Annotated in this window: 18 protein-coding genes; all 18 read left to right on the plus strand. The window is 67.9% G+C overall.

Going from position 1 to position 16,160, the window contains the following annotated elements:
- Positions 1-68 precede the first annotated feature (68 nt).
- The 18 genes from ABTW72_RS31880 to rpsQ all read left to right on the plus strand — a co-directional run bounded on the left by ABTW72_RS31880 (position 69) and on the right by rpsQ (position 16,121).
- Positions 69-3,956 carry a DNA-directed RNA polymerase subunit beta' gene (locus tag ABTW72_RS31880; protein ID WP_124858781.1) on the plus strand — a complete coding sequence of 1,296 codons (3,888 nt, stop codon included), beginning with the start codon at positions 69-71 and terminating at the stop codon, positions 3,954-3,956.
- A gap of 94 nt (positions 3,957-4,050) precedes the next feature.
- The gene (locus tag ABTW72_RS31885; protein ID WP_350865444.1) at positions 4,051-4,419 is read left to right on the plus strand and encodes a hypothetical protein; all 369 of its coding nucleotides are present in this window, start codon (positions 4,051-4,053) and stop codon (positions 4,417-4,419) included.
- Positions 4,420-5,071: 652 nt separating this feature from the next.
- Positions 5,072-5,452 carry a hypothetical protein gene (locus ABTW72_RS31890; protein ID WP_350865504.1) on the plus strand — a complete coding sequence of 127 codons (381 nt, stop codon included), beginning with the start codon at positions 5,072-5,074 and terminating at the stop codon, positions 5,450-5,452.
- Between the two features lie 508 nt (positions 5,453-5,960).
- Entirely contained in the window at positions 5,961-6,335 is a 375-nt protein-coding gene (gene rpsL, locus ABTW72_RS31895) for a 30S ribosomal protein S12 (RefSeq protein ID WP_007465318.1), read from the plus strand.
- 1 nt (position 6,336) lies between these two features.
- On the plus strand, positions 6,337-6,807 hold the full coding sequence (gene rpsG / locus ABTW72_RS31900; protein ID WP_007465317.1) for a 30S ribosomal protein S7: 471 nt from the start codon (positions 6,337-6,339) through the stop codon (positions 6,805-6,807).
- Between the two features lie 74 nt (positions 6,808-6,881).
- Positions 6,882-8,978: an elongation factor G gene (fusA, locus tag ABTW72_RS31905; RefSeq protein WP_350865447.1), complete on the plus strand. Its 2,097-nt coding sequence runs from the start codon at positions 6,882-6,884 to the stop codon at positions 8,976-8,978.
- 212 nt (positions 8,979-9,190) lie between these two features.
- Positions 9,191-10,384 carry an elongation factor Tu gene (gene tuf, locus ABTW72_RS31910; RefSeq protein ID WP_030489585.1) on the plus strand — a complete coding sequence of 398 codons (1,194 nt, stop codon included), beginning with the start codon at positions 9,191-9,193 and terminating at the stop codon, positions 10,382-10,384.
- Between the two features lie 350 nt (positions 10,385-10,734).
- The gene (gene rpsJ / locus ABTW72_RS31915) at positions 10,735-11,043 is read left to right on the plus strand and encodes a 30S ribosomal protein S10 (RefSeq protein ID WP_007073037.1); all 309 of its coding nucleotides are present in this window, start codon (positions 10,735-10,737) and stop codon (positions 11,041-11,043) included.
- An 11-nt stretch (positions 11,044-11,054) separates the two neighbouring features.
- A complete protein-coding gene (gene rplC, locus ABTW72_RS31920; RefSeq protein WP_091402403.1) occupies positions 11,055-11,720 on the plus strand; it encodes a 50S ribosomal protein L3 in 666 nt (221 codons plus the stop codon).
- Positions 11,717-12,367, plus strand: a complete 651-nt coding sequence (gene rplD, locus ABTW72_RS31925) for a 50S ribosomal protein L4 (RefSeq protein WP_030489587.1) — start codon at positions 11,717-11,719, stop codon at positions 12,365-12,367. The genes rplC and rplD overlap by 4 nt, the downstream gene beginning before the upstream one ends.
- Positions 12,364-12,666 (plus strand): 50S ribosomal protein L23, encoded by a 303-nt coding sequence (rplW, locus tag ABTW72_RS31930; RefSeq protein ID WP_007465304.1) that lies wholly within the window; start codon positions 12,364-12,366, stop codon positions 12,664-12,666. The genes rplD and rplW overlap by 4 nt, the downstream gene beginning before the upstream one ends.
- Positions 12,667-12,678: 12 nt before the next feature.
- Positions 12,679-13,518 (plus strand): 50S ribosomal protein L2, encoded by an 840-nt coding sequence (rplB, locus tag ABTW72_RS31935; protein ID WP_088950237.1) that lies wholly within the window; start codon positions 12,679-12,681, stop codon positions 13,516-13,518.
- A gap of 12 nt (positions 13,519-13,530) precedes the next feature.
- Positions 13,531-13,812: a 30S ribosomal protein S19 gene (rpsS, locus tag ABTW72_RS31940; RefSeq protein ID WP_007465299.1), complete on the plus strand. Its 282-nt coding sequence runs from the start codon at positions 13,531-13,533 to the stop codon at positions 13,810-13,812.
- A 41-nt stretch (positions 13,813-13,853) separates the two neighbouring features.
- Positions 13,854-14,312: a 50S ribosomal protein L22 gene (gene rplV, locus ABTW72_RS31945; protein WP_007465297.1), complete on the plus strand. Its 459-nt coding sequence runs from the start codon at positions 13,854-13,856 to the stop codon at positions 14,310-14,312.
- Positions 14,312-15,181, plus strand: a complete 870-nt coding sequence (gene rpsC, locus ABTW72_RS31950) for a 30S ribosomal protein S3 (RefSeq protein WP_007465294.1) — start codon at positions 14,312-14,314, stop codon at positions 15,179-15,181. Before rplV ends, rpsC begins: the two co-directional genes overlap by 1 nt.
- Before the next feature lie 3 nt (positions 15,182-15,184).
- Complete coding sequence (gene rplP, locus ABTW72_RS31955; RefSeq protein ID WP_053653940.1) at positions 15,185-15,610, plus strand: 50S ribosomal protein L16; 426 nt, start codon at positions 15,185-15,187, stop codon at positions 15,608-15,610.
- The gene (gene rpmC, locus ABTW72_RS31960) at positions 15,610-15,846 is read left to right on the plus strand and encodes a 50S ribosomal protein L29 (RefSeq protein ID WP_007465283.1); all 237 of its coding nucleotides are present in this window, start codon (positions 15,610-15,612) and stop codon (positions 15,844-15,846) included. The genes rplP and rpmC overlap by 1 nt, the downstream gene beginning before the upstream one ends.
- Positions 15,843-16,121, plus strand: a complete 279-nt coding sequence (rpsQ, locus tag ABTW72_RS31965; RefSeq protein WP_112584814.1) for a 30S ribosomal protein S17 — start codon at positions 15,843-15,845, stop codon at positions 16,119-16,121. The genes rpmC and rpsQ overlap by 4 nt, the downstream gene beginning before the upstream one ends.
- Positions 16,122-16,160: the final 39 nt, after the last annotated feature.

A 16,160-nucleotide genomic window follows, 5' to 3' on the forward strand; every position in this document is an offset into this window, starting at 1 on the left:
GGGGCCGGCTCGCCGGCCCCCGACCCCGCCCGAGAATTAGCAGTACAGACGACGACATAGGGGACATAGTGCTCGACGTCAACTTCTTCGACGAGCTGCGCATTGGTCTCGCCACCGCCGACGACATCCGTCAGTGGTCGCACGGCGAGGTCAAGAAGCCTGAGACGATCAACTACCGCACCCTGAAGCCGGAAAAGGACGGGCTCTTCTGCGAGAAGATCTTCGGTCCGCAGCGGGACTGGGAGTGCTACTGCGGTAAGTACAAGCGCGTTCGGTTCAAGGGCATCATCTGTGAGCGCTGCGGCGTCGAGGTGACTCGCTCCAAGGTCCGTCGTGAGCGGATGGGGCACATCGAGCTCGCCGCTCCGGTGACCCACATCTGGTACTTCAAGGGCGTTCCGAGCCGGCTGGGCTACCTGCTGGACCTTGCCCCCAAGGACCTCGAAAAGATCATCTACTTCGCCTCGTACGTCGTGACGAGCGTTGACGCGGAGTCGCGTCACCGTGATCTCTCGACGATCGAGAACGAGATCCTGGCCGAGAAGCGGCAGTCCGAGAACAGCCGCGACTCGGAGATCGAGAAGCGGGCCGCCAAGCTCGAGGCCGACCTGGCCGAGCTGGAGGCCGAGGGTGCCAAGGCGGACGTCCGGCGCAAGGTCAAGGAGGGCGGAGAGCGCGAGATGCGCCAGATCCGCGACCGGGCCCAGCGCGAGATCGACCGCCTGGACGAGGTGCTGGACACCTTCCGCAAGCTGGAGCCGAAGCAGCTCGTCACCGACGAGCTGCTCTACCGCGAGCTGCGCGACCGGTTCGGTGAGTACTTCACCGGTTCCATGGGCGCCGAGGCGATCAAGGCGCTGGTCCAGAACATGGACCTCGACGCCGAGGCCGAGAGCCTGCGGGAGACCATCCGGTCCGGCAAGGGCCAGCGGAAGATCCGGGCGCTCAAGCGACTCAAGGTCGTCGCGGCGTTCCTGAACACCCGCAACTCGCCGCTCGGCATGGTGCTGGACTGCGTCCCGGTCATCCCGCCGGACCTGCGCCCGATGGTGCAGCTCGACGGCGGCCGCTTCGCGACCTCCGACCTGAACGACCTGTACCGCCGCGTGATCAACCGGAACAACCGCCTCAAGCGGCTGATCGACCTCGGCGCGCCCGAGATCATCGTCAACAACGAGAAGCGGATGCTCCAGGAGGCCGTCGACGCGCTGTTCGACAACGGCCGTCGCGGCCGGCCGGTCACCGGCCCGGGTAACCGCCCGCTCAAGTCGCTGTCCGACATGCTCAAGGGCAAGCAGGGCCGGTTCCGCCAGAACCTGCTGGGCAAGCGCGTCGACTACTCCGGCCGTTCGGTCATCGTGGTCGGCCCGAAGCTCAAGCTGCACCAGTGCGGTCTGCCCAAGCAGATGGCGCTGGAGCTGTTCAAGCCCTTCGTGATGAAGCGGCTGGTCGACCTCAACCACGCACAGAACATCAAGTCCGCCAAGCGGATGGTCGAGCGTCAGCGCCCGGTCGTGTGGGACGTGCTGGAAGAGGTCATCGGCGAGCACCCGGTGCTGCTCAACCGGGCGCCGACCCTGCACCGCCTGGGCATCCAGGCCTTCGAGCCGCAGCTGGTCGAGGGCAAGGCGATCCAGATCCACCCGCTGGTCTGCACCGCGTTCAACGCCGACTTCGATGGTGACCAGATGGCGGTGCACGTGCCGCTGTCCGCCGAGGCTCAGGCCGAGGCGCGGATCCTGATGCTGTCGTCGAACAACATCCTCAAGCCGGCCGACGGTAAGCCGGTCACCATGCCTACCCAGGACATGGTCATCGGTCTGTACCACCTCACCCACCTCACCGCCGGTGAGAAGGGCGAGGGCCGGGCGTTCAGCTCGGACGCCGAGGCGCGGATGGCCTTCGACAACGGCGAGCTGCACCTGCAGGCGCCGGTGAAGATCCGCCTGCGTGGCGTGGTCGGTGTCGACAACGGCAACGGCTCCGAGGCGTGGAGCGCCCCGGAGGGCTGGGTCGAGGGTGACCCGCTGACCGTGGAGACCACGCTGGGTCGGGTGCTGTTCAACGAGACGCTGCCGCAGGGCTACCGCTTCGTGAACTACGAGATCCGCAAGGGTCAGCTCTCCGCGATCGTCAACGACCTCGCCGAGCGCTTCCCCAAGGTGGCGCTGGCCGCCACCCTGGACGGGCTCAAGGAGGCCGGTTTCCACTGGGCCACCTGGTCCGGCGTGACGATCGGCATGGAGGACGTCATCGCTCCTCCGCGCAAGGCGGAGATCCTGGCGCGGTACGAGAAGGACGCCGACCAGATCGACAAGCAGTACCAGCGTGGTCTGATGACCGCCGAGGAGCGTCGCGGCGAGCTCATCGAGATCTGGACCAAGGCGACCAACGAGGTCGCCAAGGAGATGGACACCGCGCTGCCGCAGGAGAACCCGCTGTGGAAGATGATCAACTCGGGTGCTCGCGGTAACCTGCTCCAGCTCCGGCAGATCGCGGCGATCCGTGGTCTGGTGGCCAACCCCAAGGGCGAGATCATCCCGCGGCCGATCAAGGCCAGCTACCGGGAGGGTCTGTCCGTGCTGGAGTACTTCATCTCCACGCACGGTGCCCGTAAGGGTCTCGCCGACACCGCGCTGCGGACCGCTGACTCGGGTTACCTGACCCGTCGTCTGGTGGACGTCTCGCAGGACGTCATCATCCGCGAAGAGGACTGCGGCACCGACCGGGCGATCCCGATGCAGATCGGCGAGAAGCTGGACGGCAAGCTCGTCGTCCACACCCACGCCGAGACCAGCGTGCACGCCCGGACCCTCGCCGACGACATCAAGGGGCCGGACGGCACCGTGGTCGCCGAGCGCGGTCAGGACATCAACTCCATCGGGGTCGACAAGATCGTCGCCGCTGGTGTGGAGACGGTCCGGGTGCGCAGCGTGCTCACCTGCGAGTCGAAGCTGGGCGTCTGCGCGGCCTGCTACGGCCGGTCGCTGCCGACCGGTAAGTCGGTCGACATCGGCGAGGCGGTCGGCATCATCGCCGCCCAGTCCATCGGTGAGCCCGGTACGCAGCTGACGATGCGTACCTTCCACACCGGTGGTGTCGCGGGTGAGGACATCACCCAGGGTCTGCCGCGTGTTCAGGAAATCTTCGAGGCTCGGGTCCCGAAGGGTAAGGCGCCCATCGCCGACACCCCCGGTCGGATCCGGATCGAGGATGGCGAGCGTTCGCGCAAGATCATCGTGGTGCCGGACGACGGCAGCGAAGAGATCGTCTACGACAAGATCTCGAAGCGGGTCAAGCTCCGTACCCACGACGGCGGTCACGTGGCGGTCGGCGAGAAGCTGACCGAGGGCACCATCGACCCGCACGAGCTGCTGCGGATCATGGGTCCGCGGGCGGTCCAGGTCCACCTGACCAGTGAGGTCCAGGAGGTCTACCGCTCGCAGGGTGTGCTCATCCACGACAAGCACATCGAGATCATCATCCGCCAGATGCTCAAGCGGGTGACGGTCATCGACTCCGGCTCGACCGAGTTCCTGCCGGGTGTGCTCGTCGACCGGGCGCTGTTCGAGTCGGAGAACCGCCGGCTCGTCTCGGAGGGCGGCGAGCCCGCCGCTGGTCGTCCGGTGCTGATGGGTATCACCAAGGCCTCGCTGGCCACCGACTCCTGGCTCTCGGCGGCCTCCTTCCAGGAGACCACCCGGGTGCTGACCGACGCTGCGATCAACTCGCGCAGCGACTCGCTGGTCGGCCTCAAGGAGAACGTGATCATCGGAAAGCTCATCCCGGCCGGTACCGGCATCAGCAAGTACCGCAACGTCCGGGTCGAGCCGACCGAGGAGGCCAAGGCCAAGGTCTACTCGATGACCGGTTACCCGGAGACCGACTACGGGTTCGGGCCGGCCAGCGGGCAGGCCGTGCCGCTGGACGACTTCGACTTCGGGTCGTACCGCTAAGCACCAGTCACACGACGAGGCCCCCGGTGAAAGCCGGGGGCCTCGTCGTGTCCGTGCCCACCCACCCCCGGGCCGGGTTCGGCATGATGGGGGGATGACGACCGCACCCGGGCAGGTGTCCGTCGCCCCGCAGGGCCTGCGCCACCCGCTGGACCCGGACCCGGCCCGCGCCACGAAGGCGCGGGCGGTCTTCGCGCTGGGCCTGCTCGGCATGCTGACCGGGCTGTTCATCGGTGGCGTGGTGCCGGCCACGGTGGCCCTGCAACTGGCCCGGCAGGCGCGCCGCGAGGCGTACGCCTCGGGGGGTTTCCTGACCGGCGGCGTCTGGCTGCGACGGGGGGAGTGGATGGCCTGGACCGGCCTGGTGCTGGTCGCGGTCAGCGTGGTGGCCGCGGTGGTCGTCGGGGTGGTCCGGTTGGCCGGCGCCCCGTTCGGCCACGACTACCCGGCGAACATGGACTGAGCCACCGGTGGCCGCGCCCGGCGCGGGCGGCGGTACTCGCGGCGGTAGCCTGGCCGGTGTCCGCCGTGTGGCGGTGGCGGCCTTTCGACAGGAGGACCTCGTGACGGAACCGGCGCGGCCCCCTGCGGACGAACCGGCCGACCCGCCGGACCCGCCGGCTCCGCCATCCGAGCCGAGCGACTGGGCGCGACCCGGTCCGAACGGCGAGCCGCACCCACCGGTGTCCACCCCGGGTCCGCCGTCGCCTGCGGCGCCGCCCCCCGGCCCGGGTCCGAACGGCTGGGGCACGACCGAGGCGCCTGGCTCCGGCCAGCCGTACCCGGTCTCCAGCGCGCCGACCTCGACGCCGCAGGGCTGGGGCCCGCCCACCTCCGGACCGGGTGCGCCGCCCGGCTGGGGCCCGCCGGCGGCTGGCCCGGGAGTGCCGTACGGCTGGGGTCCGCCCTCGTCTGCACCGGGCGTGCCGCCTGGGTGGGGTCCGCCCTCGTCTGTGCCGGGTGCGCCGTACGGCTGGGGCCCGCCGCCGTCGTCCGGGCCCGGGGCGCCGTCCGGGTGGGGTCCGCCGCCGCCGGGGCACGGCCCCGGGTGGGGTGGCGCGCCGGGGGGTTCGGTGCCGCCGCCCACCGACGACCAACGCCGGCCACCGAAGCGGGTGGAGGCGGTTTCGGGTACGCCGTTCGGCGTCGTGCACCTGGACGTGGCACCGGTCACCTCCGGGCTGGCCATCGGGGCGCTGGTGGCGGGGATCGCGTCACTTCTGGTCTCACTTCTGGTGATCTGCTTCGGAGTGGCTTTCAAGAACGACGGCGGGGCCTGGGCCTCCGGGGCGTTCGCCGCGCTGGGTGTCCTGGCCGGCGGGGCGGCGGTCGTCATCGGGCTGCTCGCCCGGCGGCAGATCCGGCGGCCGGCCGCGCCCTCCGCGGTCCAGTTCACCGGTCGCGGGCTGGCGATGGCCGGGATCAGCTGCGGCGCGGCGGGAGCACTGCTCAGCCTGCTGGGCCTGGGTCTTGCCCTGCTCCTCGCCCTGACGTGAGGGTCTTCACCGATAGATCCGGCACCTGACGGGCGTTTTCCGCGGAAGGCTTCCGGTCACCCCGGGGGCGATGGGTGCTTCTGCGGGGAAGCCGGTACACTTGTATTCGTAGGTGCCCATCGCGGGCGACAGGGCAGGACGAGATCCGGCCGGCGGGTGTGAGACAGTCGCCGGGCCATTCCGTTTTGACCTGGGCGGTTGTGGTAGGTACTCTTTCCCCTTGTGCCCGGGCATGCCCGGGCAACTCGTGCGTGCGCTGTTTCCGGCTTACGGACGGCGGCACGACAAGCCAAAGATCCGGGGCGGGGCGACCCGCGCGCCGGTGAACAAACCCGGTACGAACGCGAGAGCGTCGCAACGGGGCCGTGACGAGGGCGACACGCCCGACCGCGGGTGCCGGGGTCTCCGCAAGGCGACCCTGGTCGGAATGTAGGAGAGCCGGTCATCAGGCCGGCTAACGAGCAGACGGCGCGGCCGCGGATGCGGCCGAAGGGAGCGGAGAAACCCGGTGCCCACGATCCAGCAGCTGGTCCGAAAGGGCCGCCAGGCGAAGACGACCAAGACCAAGACCCCGGCGCTGAAGGGTTCCCCTCAGCGGCGCGGCGTGTGCACCCGCGTGTACACCACCACCCCGAAGAAGCCGAACTCGGCGCTGCGCAAGGTCGCTCGCGTGAAGCTCAGCAGCCAGATCGAGGTGACCGCCTACATCCCCGGCGTCGGTCACAACCTGCAGGAGCACTCGATCGTGCTCGTTCGCGGTGGCCGGGTGAAGGACCTCCCCGGCGTGCGTTACAAGATCGTCCGCGGCTCGCTGGACACCCAGGGTGTCCGCAACCGCAAGCAGGCGCGCAGCCGTTACGGCGCGAAGAAGGAGAAGAGCTGACATGCCGCGTAAGGGACCCGCTCCGCGGCGGCCACTGGTCGCTGACCCGGTGTACAACTCGCCGCTGGTCACCCAGCTGGTGAACAAGATCCTGCTCCGCGGCAAGCGTCAGCTCGCCGAGTCCATCGTGTACGCGGCCCTCGAGGGCTGCCGCGAGAAGTCCGGCACCGACCCGGTCGTCACCCTCAAGCGGGCGATGGACAACGTCAAGCCGACCCTCGAGGTGCGCAGCCGTCGTGTCGGTGGCGCCACCTACCAGGTTCCGGTCGAGGTCCGCCCGACCCGGGCGACCACCCTGGGCCTGCGCTGGCTGGTCACGTACTCCCGCGCCCGGCGCGAGAAGACCATGGTCGAGCGGCTGATGAACGAGCTGCTGGACGCGAGCAACGGCCTCGGTGCCGCCGTCAAGCGGCGCGAGGACACGCACAAGATGGCCGAGTCCAACAAGGCCTTCGCGCACTACCGCTGGTAACACCCTGGTTCCGGCGCCTCCGGGCGCCGGAACCGCCACCAGTTGAGTCGAGACGACGATAAGTAGGGATTGAAGTGGCCGCCGCAGACGCGCTCGCCAAGGTACGCAACATCGGCATCATGGCGCACATCGATGCCGGTAAGACCACGACCACCGAGCGAATCCTGTTCTACACCGGCATCACGTACAAGATCGGTGAGGTCCACGAGGGCGCTGCCGTCATGGACTGGATGGAGCAGGAGCAGGAGCGTGGTATCACCATCACCTCCGCTGCTACCAAGTGTGAGTGGAAAGACCACACGATCCAGATCATCGACACGCCTGGTCACGTCGACTTCACGGTCGAGGTCGAGCGGTCGTTGCGGGTCCTGGATGGTGCGGTCGCGGTTTACGACGGTGTCGCCGGCGTGGAGCCGCAGACGGAGAACGTCTGGCGGCAGGCCGACAAGTACAACGTCCCGCGTATGTGCTTCGTCAACAAGCTCGACCGGACCGGCGCCGACTTCTTCCGCTGCGTGCAGATGATGATCGACCGGCTGAACGCCACCCCGCTGGTGCTCCAGATCCCGATCGGGCTCGAGGGTGACCACATCGGTGTCGTCGACCTGATCGGCATGCGCGCGCTCACCTGGCGCGGGGAGACCCAGAAGGGTGAGGACTACGCGGTTGAGGAGATCCCGGCCGAGCTGGCCGACTCCGCGGCCGAGTGGCGCGAGAAGCTGATGGAGACCCTGGCCGACGTCGACGACGCGGTGATGGAGAAGTACCTGGAGGGCGAGGAGATCTCCGTCGAGGCGATCAAGGCCGCCATCCGGCGTGCCACCATCGCCGGCAAGGCCAACCCGGTGCTCTGCGGCTCGGCGTTCAAGAACAAGGGCGTCCAGCCCATGCTCGACGCCGTGGTCGACTTCCTGCCGTCGCCGCTGGACGTTCCGGCGATCGAGGGTACGGCCACCGACGGCGAGACCCCGCTGCTGCGTAAGCCGTCCAACTCGGAGCCCTTCTCCGGCCTGGCCTTCAAGATCCAGACGGACAAGCACCTGGGCAAGCTCACCTACGTGCGGGTCTACTCCGGCACGCTCGATTCCGGTTCCCAGGTGGTCAACTCCACCAAGGACCGCAAGGAGCGGATCGGCAAGATCTACCAGATGCACGCCAACAAGCGGGAAGAGCGTCCGTCGGCGCAGGCCGGCGACATCATCGCCGTGCAGGGTCTCAAGCAGACCACCACCGGCGACACTCTCTCCGACCCGGCGAACCCGGTGATCCTGGAGTCGATGACCTTCCCGGAGCCGGTCATCTCGGTGGCGATCGAGCCGAAGACCAAGTCCGACCAGGAGAAGCTGGGCACGGCCATCCAGCGCCTGGCCGAGGAGGACCCGACCTTCCGCGTCCAGCTGGACGAGGAGACCGGTCAGACGGTCATCTCCGGCATGGGTGAGCTGCACCTGGACATCCTGGTCGACCGGATGCGCCGCGAGTTCAACGTCGAGGCGAACGTCGGCAAGCCGCAGGTGGCGTACCGCGAGACCATCCGCCGCAAGGTGGACAAGGTCGAGTACACCCACAAGAAGCAGACCGGTGGTTCCGGCCAGTACGCCCGCGTGATCGTGAGCGTCGAGCCGCTTCCGCTGGACAACGAGTCGCCGACCTACGAGTTCGCCAACGCCGTCAGCGGCGGCCGCATCCCCCGGGAGTTCATCCCCTCGGTGGACGCCGGTGCGCAGGACGCGCTGCAGTACGGCATCCTGGCGGGCTTCCCGCTGGTCGGCGTGAAGCTGACCCTGCTGGACGGCCAGTACCACGAGGTCGACTCGTCGGAAATGGCATTCAAGATCGCCGGCTCGATGGTGATGAAGGACGCGGCCCGCAAGGCCGATCCGGCACTGCTCGAGCCGATGATGGCCGTTGAAGTCACCACTCCTGAGGAGAACATGGGTGACGTCATCGGTGACCTCAACTCCCGCCGCGGCATCATCCAGGCGATGGAGGAGCGCAGTGGCGCCCGCATCGTCCGGGCCCTGGTGCCGTTGTCGGAGATGTTCGGCTACGTCGGCGACCTGCGGTCGAAGACCCAGGGCCGGGCTAGCTACAGCATGCAGTTCGACTCCTACGCCGAGGTTCCGCAGAGCGTCGCGAAGGAGATCATCGCCAAGGCAACGGGCGAGTAGCGCTCTGAGCAGGTGATTCGTGGTTGGTCGCGGGAGGGTTCACCCGCCCGCGGCCACCACGATCGGATCGCGTGAGACCGGGCCTGTAGGCTTCATCGCCGCAGAACCCACAAAGGCTCTCCGGCCGTCAGGCCGGAAAGGCTGTCGACAGAGTCCTAAGCGCCGACCGGCGCGCCGGGCGTACGAACCAAGAAGTCCACAGGAGGACACCAGTGGCGAAGGCTAAGTTCGAGCGGACTAAGCCGCACGTCAACATCGGCACCATTGGTCACATCGACCACGGTAAGACGACGCTGACGGCGGCCATCACCAAGGTCCTGCACGACCAGTACCCGGACCTGAACCCCTACACGCCGTTCGACGAGATCGACAAGGCGCCGGAGGAGAAGGCCCGCGGCATCACGATCTCGATCGCGCACGTCGAGTACCAGACCGAGTCGCGGCACTACGCGCACGTCGACTGCCCTGGGCACGCCGACTACATCAAGAACATGATCACCGGTGCCGCGCAGATGGACGGCGCGATCCTGGTGGTCGCGGCGACTGACGGCCCGATGCCGCAGACCCGCGAGCACGTGCTGCTGGCCCGTCAGGTCGGTGTGCCGTACATCGTCGTGGCGCTCAACAAGAGCGACATGGTCGATGACGAGGAGCTCCTGGAGCTCGTCGAGCTCGAGGTCCGTGAGCTGCTCTCCTCGCAGGAGTACCCGGGTGACGACCTGCCGGTCGTTCGGGTTTCGGCGCTGAAGGCCCTCGAGGGTGACCCCGAGTGGACCGGCAAGCTGCTGGACCTGATGACCGCTGTCGACACCTCGATCCCGCAGCCGGAGCGCGAGGTTGACAAGCCGTTCCTGATGCCGGTTGAGGACGTCTTCACGATCACCGGTCGTGGCACCGTCGTCACCGGTCGCGTGGAGCGCGGCGTTCTCCTGCCGAACGAGGATGTTGAGCTCGTCGGTATCAAGGAGAAGAGCTTCAAGACCAAGGTCACCGCGATCGAGATGTTCCGGAAGACCCTGGACGACGCCCGCGCAGGCGAGAACGTCGGCCTGCTGCTGCGTGGTACCAAGCGCGACGAGGTCGAGCGCGGCATGGTCGTCGTGAAGCCGGGCTCGAACACCCCGCACACGGAGTTCGAGGCGACGGTCTACATCCTCTCCAAGGAGGAGGGTGGCCGTCACACCCCGTTCTTCCAGAACTACCGTCCGCAGTTCTACTTCCGGACCACGGACGTCACCGGTGTCGTCACCCTCCCCGAGGGCACCGAGATGGTCATGCCGGGTGACAACACGTCCATGTCGGTGAAGCTGATCCAGCCCATCGCCATGGAGGAGAACCTCAAGTTCGCGATCCGCGAGGGTGGCCGCACCGTCGGCGCCGGGTTCGTCACCAAGATTAACAAGTGAGCTAGGTAACCCCGATTAGACCCGCCGCCGGTCGTGCGGCATACTAGTCAGGTTGCGTAACGACAGTTCGTCGCCTGTGTTCGGCTTTCGCTGAACCTCCGGGTGGCGATGCGGTCGAGCGTAGGGTGGTTGGCGGCCCAGTCGCCAACCACCCTTGCACGGCGTTCAGGTCGCGGTAATGCGATCGGCGCCTTGACCCACCGTGCGGTCAGCACCACTCCGGTACCTAGGGGCGGAGCTCGGCCCGAGGGCGCGACACGCCCGACCGCGGGGGTCGGCGAAGTGGGCCTGTGCCAGCCGGTACAGGCGCCCGCAACACAGCGGCATCGAGAGAAGGAACAGAAGCCACCATGGCGGGACAGAAGATCCGCATCCGGCTCAAGGCCTATGACCACGAGGTCGTCGACTCCTCGGCTCGGAAGATCGTCGAGACGGTGACGCGCACCGGGGCGCAGGTCGCGGGCCCGGTGCCGCTGCCCACGGAGATCAACCGTTTCTGCGTTATCCGCTCGCCGCACAAGTACAAGGACTCGCGCGAGCACTTCGAGATGCGCACGCACAAGCGGCTGATCGACATCATCGACCCGACCCCGAAGACGGTCGACTCGCTCATGCGCCTCGACCTGCCGGCTGGCGTCGACATCGAGATCAAGCTGTAGGGACCGGACAAATGGACAGGCAAGTCAAGGGGATCCTGGGCGCCAAGCTCGGCATGACCCAGGTCTGGGAGAACAACCGTGTTGTTCCCGTGACCGTGGTCGAGGCCGGCCCGTGCGTCATCAGCCAGGTTCGTAGCGCCGAGAAGGACGGTTACTCCGCGGTCCAGCTCGCGTACGGCACCATCGACCCGCGCAAGGTCAAGAAGCCGATCAGCGGGCACTACGCCAAGGCGGACGTGGCGCCGCGCCGGCACATCGTCGAGCTGCGCACCACTGACGCTGGGGAATACTCGCTCGGCCAGGAAGTCACGGTCGAGGAGTTCCCGGCCGGCGTCACCATCGACGTCACCGGCAAGACCAAGGGCAAGGGCTACGCCGGCCCGATGAAGCGGCACGGCTTCCACGGCCTGGGCGCCGGGCACGGCGTCGAGCGCAAGCACCGCTCGCCCGGCTCCATCGGCGCCTGCGCCACTCCGGGTCGTGTCTTCAAGGGCACCCGGATGGCCGGTCGTATGGGTGGCGTGCGGTACACCGTGCAGAACCTCACCGTCCAGGCGGTCGACACCGAGAACAACCTGCTGCTCGTCCGGGGTGCCATTCCTGGTCCCAAGGGCGCGCTCGTTCTGGTCCGTACCGCGGCCAAGAGCAAGGTGAAGAAGGGCGGTGCGGCCAAGTGACCACCGTTGACGTGCGCACCGTCGAAGGCACCACCAGCGGCTCCGTGGAGCTGCCGGAGGACATCTTCGACGTGCAGGCCAACGTCGCGCTGATGCACCAGGTCGTGGTGGCCCAGCTCGCGGCGGCCCGACAGGGCACGCACAAGGCCAAGACCCGCGGCGAGGTCGCCGGTGGCGGCAAGAAGCCGTACAAGCAGAAGGGCACCGGTCGCGCCCGGCAGGGCTCGATCCGCGCGCCGCAGTTCGCCGGCGGTGGCGTCGTGCACGGTCCCGTGCCGCGCGACTACAGCCAGCGGACCCCGAAGAAGATGAAGGCCGCCGCTCTGCGGGGTGCCCTCTCCGACCGGGCCCGCGCCGGGCAGGTGCACGTCGTCGAGGCGTTCGTCTCGGGCGAGAAGCCGTCGACCAAGGCGGCCCTGGCCACGCTGACCAAGCTCACCGAGGCCCGTCGGGTCCTGGTCGTGCTGAGCAGCACCGACGAGCTGAACTGGGTGTCGCTGCGCAACGAGCCGCGCGTGCACCTGATCGAGTCCGGCCAGCTGAACACGTACGACGTGCTCGTGGCCGACGACGTGGTCTTCACCAAGGACGCCCTGGACGAGTTCCTGGGCGTGCCCGCCGAGACCACCGAGGAGGGTGGCAAGTGAGCACGATCGCCGACCCGCGCGACATCATCGTGGCGCCGGTCGTCTCGGAGAAGAGCTACAGCGAGCTGAACCGGAACTGGTACACCTTCCTGGTGCACCCGGACGCGAACAAGACCGAGATCAAGATCGCTATCCAGCAGATCTTCAACGTCCGCGTCCTGACGGTCAACACGCTCAACCGCCAGGGTAAGCGCAAGCGCACCAAGACCGGCTTCGGTCAGCGCAAGGCGACCAAGCGGGCGATCGTGAAGCTGGCTGACGGTGACCGCATCGAGGCCTTCGGCGGCCCGGTCAGCTGAGGGGTGTAGACAATGGCTATCCGTAAGTACAAGCCGACGACGCCGGGCCGACGTGGCTCGAGTGTCGCTGACTTCGCCGAGATCACCCGGTCCACGCCGGAAAAGTCGCTGCTGGCTCCGTTGCCGAAGAAGGGCGGGCGTAACGCCCACGGCCGGATCACCACGCGGCACCACGGTGGCGGTCACAAGCGTCAGTACCGTCTGATCGACTTCAAGCGGGTCGACAAGGACGGCGTGCCGGCGAAGGTCGCTCACATCGAGTACGACCCGAACCGCACGGCGCGCATCGCGCTGCTGCACTACGCCGACGGCGAGAAGCGGTACATCATCGCGCCGAAGGACATGAAGCAGGGCGACCGCGTCGAGTCCGGCCCGGGCGCCGACATCAAGCCGGGTAACAACCTGCCGCTGCGCAACATCCCGGTCGGTACCACGATCCACAACGTGGAGCTGCGTCCGGGTGGCGGGGCCAAGCTGGCCCGTTCCGCCGGCGTCGGCATCCAGCTGCTCGGCCGCGAGGGCGCGTACGCGACCCTGCGTATGCCGTCCGGCGAGATCCGGCGGGTGGACGTGCGCTGCCGCGCCAGCGTCGGCGAGATCGGCAACGCCGACCAGTCGAACATCAACTGGGGTAAGGCCGGCCGGATGCGGTGGAAGGGCAAGCGCCCGACCGTCCGTGGTGTCGCCATGAACCCGGTCGACCACCCGCACGGTGGTGGTGAGGGTAAGACCTCCGGTGGTCGCCACCCGGTCAACCCGCAGGGTAAGCCCGAGGGCCGCACCCGCCGTAAGGGCCAGCCGAGTGACCGGCTGATCGTCCGCCGCCGCTACGCCACGCGTAAGCGCGGCTGAGGGAGATAAGACATGCCTCGCAGCCTGAAGAAGGGCCCGTTCGTAGACGACCACCTGCTCAAGAAGGTGGAAGTTCAGAACGACAAGGGCTCCAAGAACGTGATCAAGACCTGGTCGCGGCGCTCGACGATCATCCCCGAGATGCTGGGGCACACGATCGCCGTGCATGACGGACGCAAGCACGTCCCGGTGTTCGTGACCGAGGCGATGGTCGGGCACAAGCTCGGCGAGTTCGCGCTGACCCGCACGTTCAAGGGTCACGAGAAGGACGACCGGAAGAGCCGTCGGCGCTGACGCCGCGGGCATACGGATAGAGGGAACAAGGGGTTACAGCGATGCCAGGAAAGGGCGACGCTCCGGTGCTTCCGGGCGCGCGGGCGGTTGCGCGGCACGTGCGCATCTCGCCGATGAAGGCGCGCCGGGTGGTCAACCTCGTCCGCGGCCTGCCCGCGAAGGAGGCGCTCACGGTGCTGCAGTTCGCGCCGCAGGCTGCGAGCGAGCAGGTGTACAAGGTGCTCGCTAGCGCGATCGCCAACGCGGAGAACAACGAGCGGCTGGACCCCGACGCGCTGCTCGTCAGCGAGGCCTTCGTTGACGAGGGCCCGACGATGAAGCGGTTCCAGCCGCGGGCGCAGGGTCGGGCGTACCGAATCCGCAAGCGCACCTGCCACATCACTGTGGCGGTCGAAGCGGTCGCGCCGGCAGCGCCGAGGAAGGCCGCGGCGAAGAAGGCCGCCCCGGCCACGGAGGCCGCACCGGCCGAAGCGCAGAGCAAGACGGAGGACGCCGAGTAATGGGTCAGAAGGTTCACCCCACTGGGTTCCGGCTCGGCATCTCGACCGACTGGAAGTCCCGCTGGTTCGCGGACAAGCTCTACAAGGACTACATCGGCGAGGATGTCAAGATCCGCCGCATGATGTCCAAGGGCCTCGAGCGTGCCGGGATTTCCAAGGTCGACATCGAGCGCACCCGCGACCGGGTCCGGGTCGATATCCACACCGCCCGGCCGGGCATCGTCATCGGCCGTAAGGGTGCGGAGGCCGACCGGATCCGCGGCGAGCTTGAGAAGCTCACCGGCAAGCAGGTTCAGCTGAACATCATCGAGGTGAAGAACCCCGAGTCGGACGCTCAGCTGGTCGCGCAGGGCGTGGCCGAGCAGCTGTCCAGCCGGGTCAGCTTCCGTCGGGCGATGCGCAAGGCCATGCAGTCGGCGATGAAGAACCCGGTCTGCAAGGGCATCCGGGTTCAGGTCTCGGGTCGCCTCGGCGGCGCCGAGATGAGCCGGACCGAGTTCTACCGTGAGGGCCGGGTTCCGCTGCACACGCTGCGGGCCAACATCGAGTACGGCTTCTTCGAGGCGCGTACGACGTTCGGTCGGATCGGTGTGAAGGTCTGGATCTACAAGGGCGACGCCGTCCCGGGCCGGGAAGCTCCGGCCGAGGCCGGTCCGTCCCGCCCGCGTCGTGGTGAGCGCGGCGACCGTCCCGAGCGTCCGCGCCGTGGCCGGTCGGGTTCGTCCGGCACCACGGCTGGTGGCACCGAGGCCGGTCGGGCTGCTGCGACCACCATCGCGCAGCAGGCCGAGACGCCGAGCGGCGAGCCGGTCGACAGCGCAGCTGTCGCCGCCGCTGCTGCTCCGGCAGAAACGCAGCAGGAGGGCTGACAGATGCTGATGCCGCGCAAGCCCCCGAAGGGCTTCCGCAAGCCGCACCACCCGGACCGCAGTGGCGCGTCCAAGGGTGGTAACCGGGTGGTGTTCGGCGAGTTCGGGATCCAGGCTCTCGAGCCGGCGTACGTGACGAACCGGCAGATCGAGTCGGCACGTATCGCGATGACTCGCCACATCAAGCGTGGTGGCAAGGTCTGGATCACGATCTTCCCGGACCAGGCCCTCACCAAGAAGCCTGCCGAGACCCGGATGGGTTCCGGTAAGGGTTCGCCCGAGTGGTGGGTTGCCAACGTCAAGCCGGGGCGGGTTCTCTTCGAGATGTCCTTCCCCAACGAGCAGACCGCGCGAGAGGCCATGCGTCGCGCGATCCACAAGCTCCCGATGAAGTGCCGCATTGTTACGCGCGAAGTGGGTGAATCCTGATGGCAGCGGGCGTTAAGGCGACCGAGCTGCGTGAGCTCTCCGAAGAGGAGCTGGTCACGAAGCTGCGGGAGGCCAAGGCGGAGCTGTTCAACCTCCGCGTGCAGGCCGCAACCGGGCAGCTGGACAACAACCGGCGGTTGCAGGTCATCCGTCGGGAGATCGCCCGGATCTACACGATCATGCGCGAGCGCGAGCTGGGGCTCTCGGCCGCGCCGACTGAGGTGACTGCATCATGACCGAAGACACCGCCACCGCCACCGCGCGGTCCCGCCGCAAGGTCCGTGAGGGCCTGGTGGTCAGCGACAAGATGGACAAGACCGTCGTGGTCGAGGTCGAGGACCGGGTTCGGCACGCTCTGTACGGCAAGATCATGCGCCGTACGAGCAAGCTGAAGGTGCACGACGAGCAGAACGCCGCTGGCACCGGTGACCGGGTTCTCATCATGGAGACCCGGCCGCTGAGCGCCACCAAGCGTTGGCGGATCGTGGAGATCCTGGAAAAGGCCAAGTAGCGAAGGCTCGAGCTCGCCCGGCGTTGCGTCGGGCGTAGG

The sequence above is a fragment of the Micromonospora sp. NPDC127501 genome (assembly GCF_040302185.1).
Lineage (GTDB): Bacteria > Actinomycetota > Actinomycetes > Mycobacteriales > Micromonosporaceae > Micromonospora.

What these genes read in the sequence shown, in the direction of transcription:
- ABTW72_RS31885 (WP_350865444.1), top strand. Translation starts at nt 4,051, where the DNA reads ATGACGACCGCACCCGGGCAGGTGTCCGTCGCCCCGCAGGGCCTGCGC.
- rpsG (WP_007465317.1), top strand. Translation starts at nt 6,337, where the DNA reads ATGCCGCGTAAGGGACCCGCTCCGCGGCGGCCACTGGTCGCTGACCCG.
- rpsJ (WP_007073037.1), top strand. Translation starts at nt 10,735, where the DNA reads ATGGCGGGACAGAAGATCCGCATCCGGCTCAAGGCCTATGACCACGAG.
- rplC (WP_091402403.1), top strand. Translation starts at nt 11,055, where the DNA reads ATGGACAGGCAAGTCAAGGGGATCCTGGGCGCCAAGCTCGGCATGACC.
- rplB (WP_088950237.1), top strand. Translation starts at nt 12,679, where the DNA reads ATGGCTATCCGTAAGTACAAGCCGACGACGCCGGGCCGACGTGGCTCG.
- rpsS (WP_007465299.1), top strand. Translation starts at nt 13,531, where the DNA reads ATGCCTCGCAGCCTGAAGAAGGGCCCGTTCGTAGACGACCACCTGCTC.
- rplV (WP_007465297.1), top strand. Translation starts at nt 13,854, where the DNA reads ATGCCAGGAAAGGGCGACGCTCCGGTGCTTCCGGGCGCGCGGGCGGTT.
- rpsC (WP_007465294.1), top strand. Translation starts at nt 14,312, where the DNA reads ATGGGTCAGAAGGTTCACCCCACTGGGTTCCGGCTCGGCATCTCGACC.
- rplP (WP_053653940.1), top strand. Translation starts at nt 15,185, where the DNA reads ATGCTGATGCCGCGCAAGCCCCCGAAGGGCTTCCGCAAGCCGCACCAC.
- rpmC (WP_007465283.1), top strand. Translation starts at nt 15,610, where the DNA reads ATGGCAGCGGGCGTTAAGGCGACCGAGCTGCGTGAGCTCTCCGAAGAG.
- rpsQ (WP_112584814.1), top strand. Translation starts at nt 15,843, where the DNA reads ATGACCGAAGACACCGCCACCGCCACCGCGCGGTCCCGCCGCAAGGTC.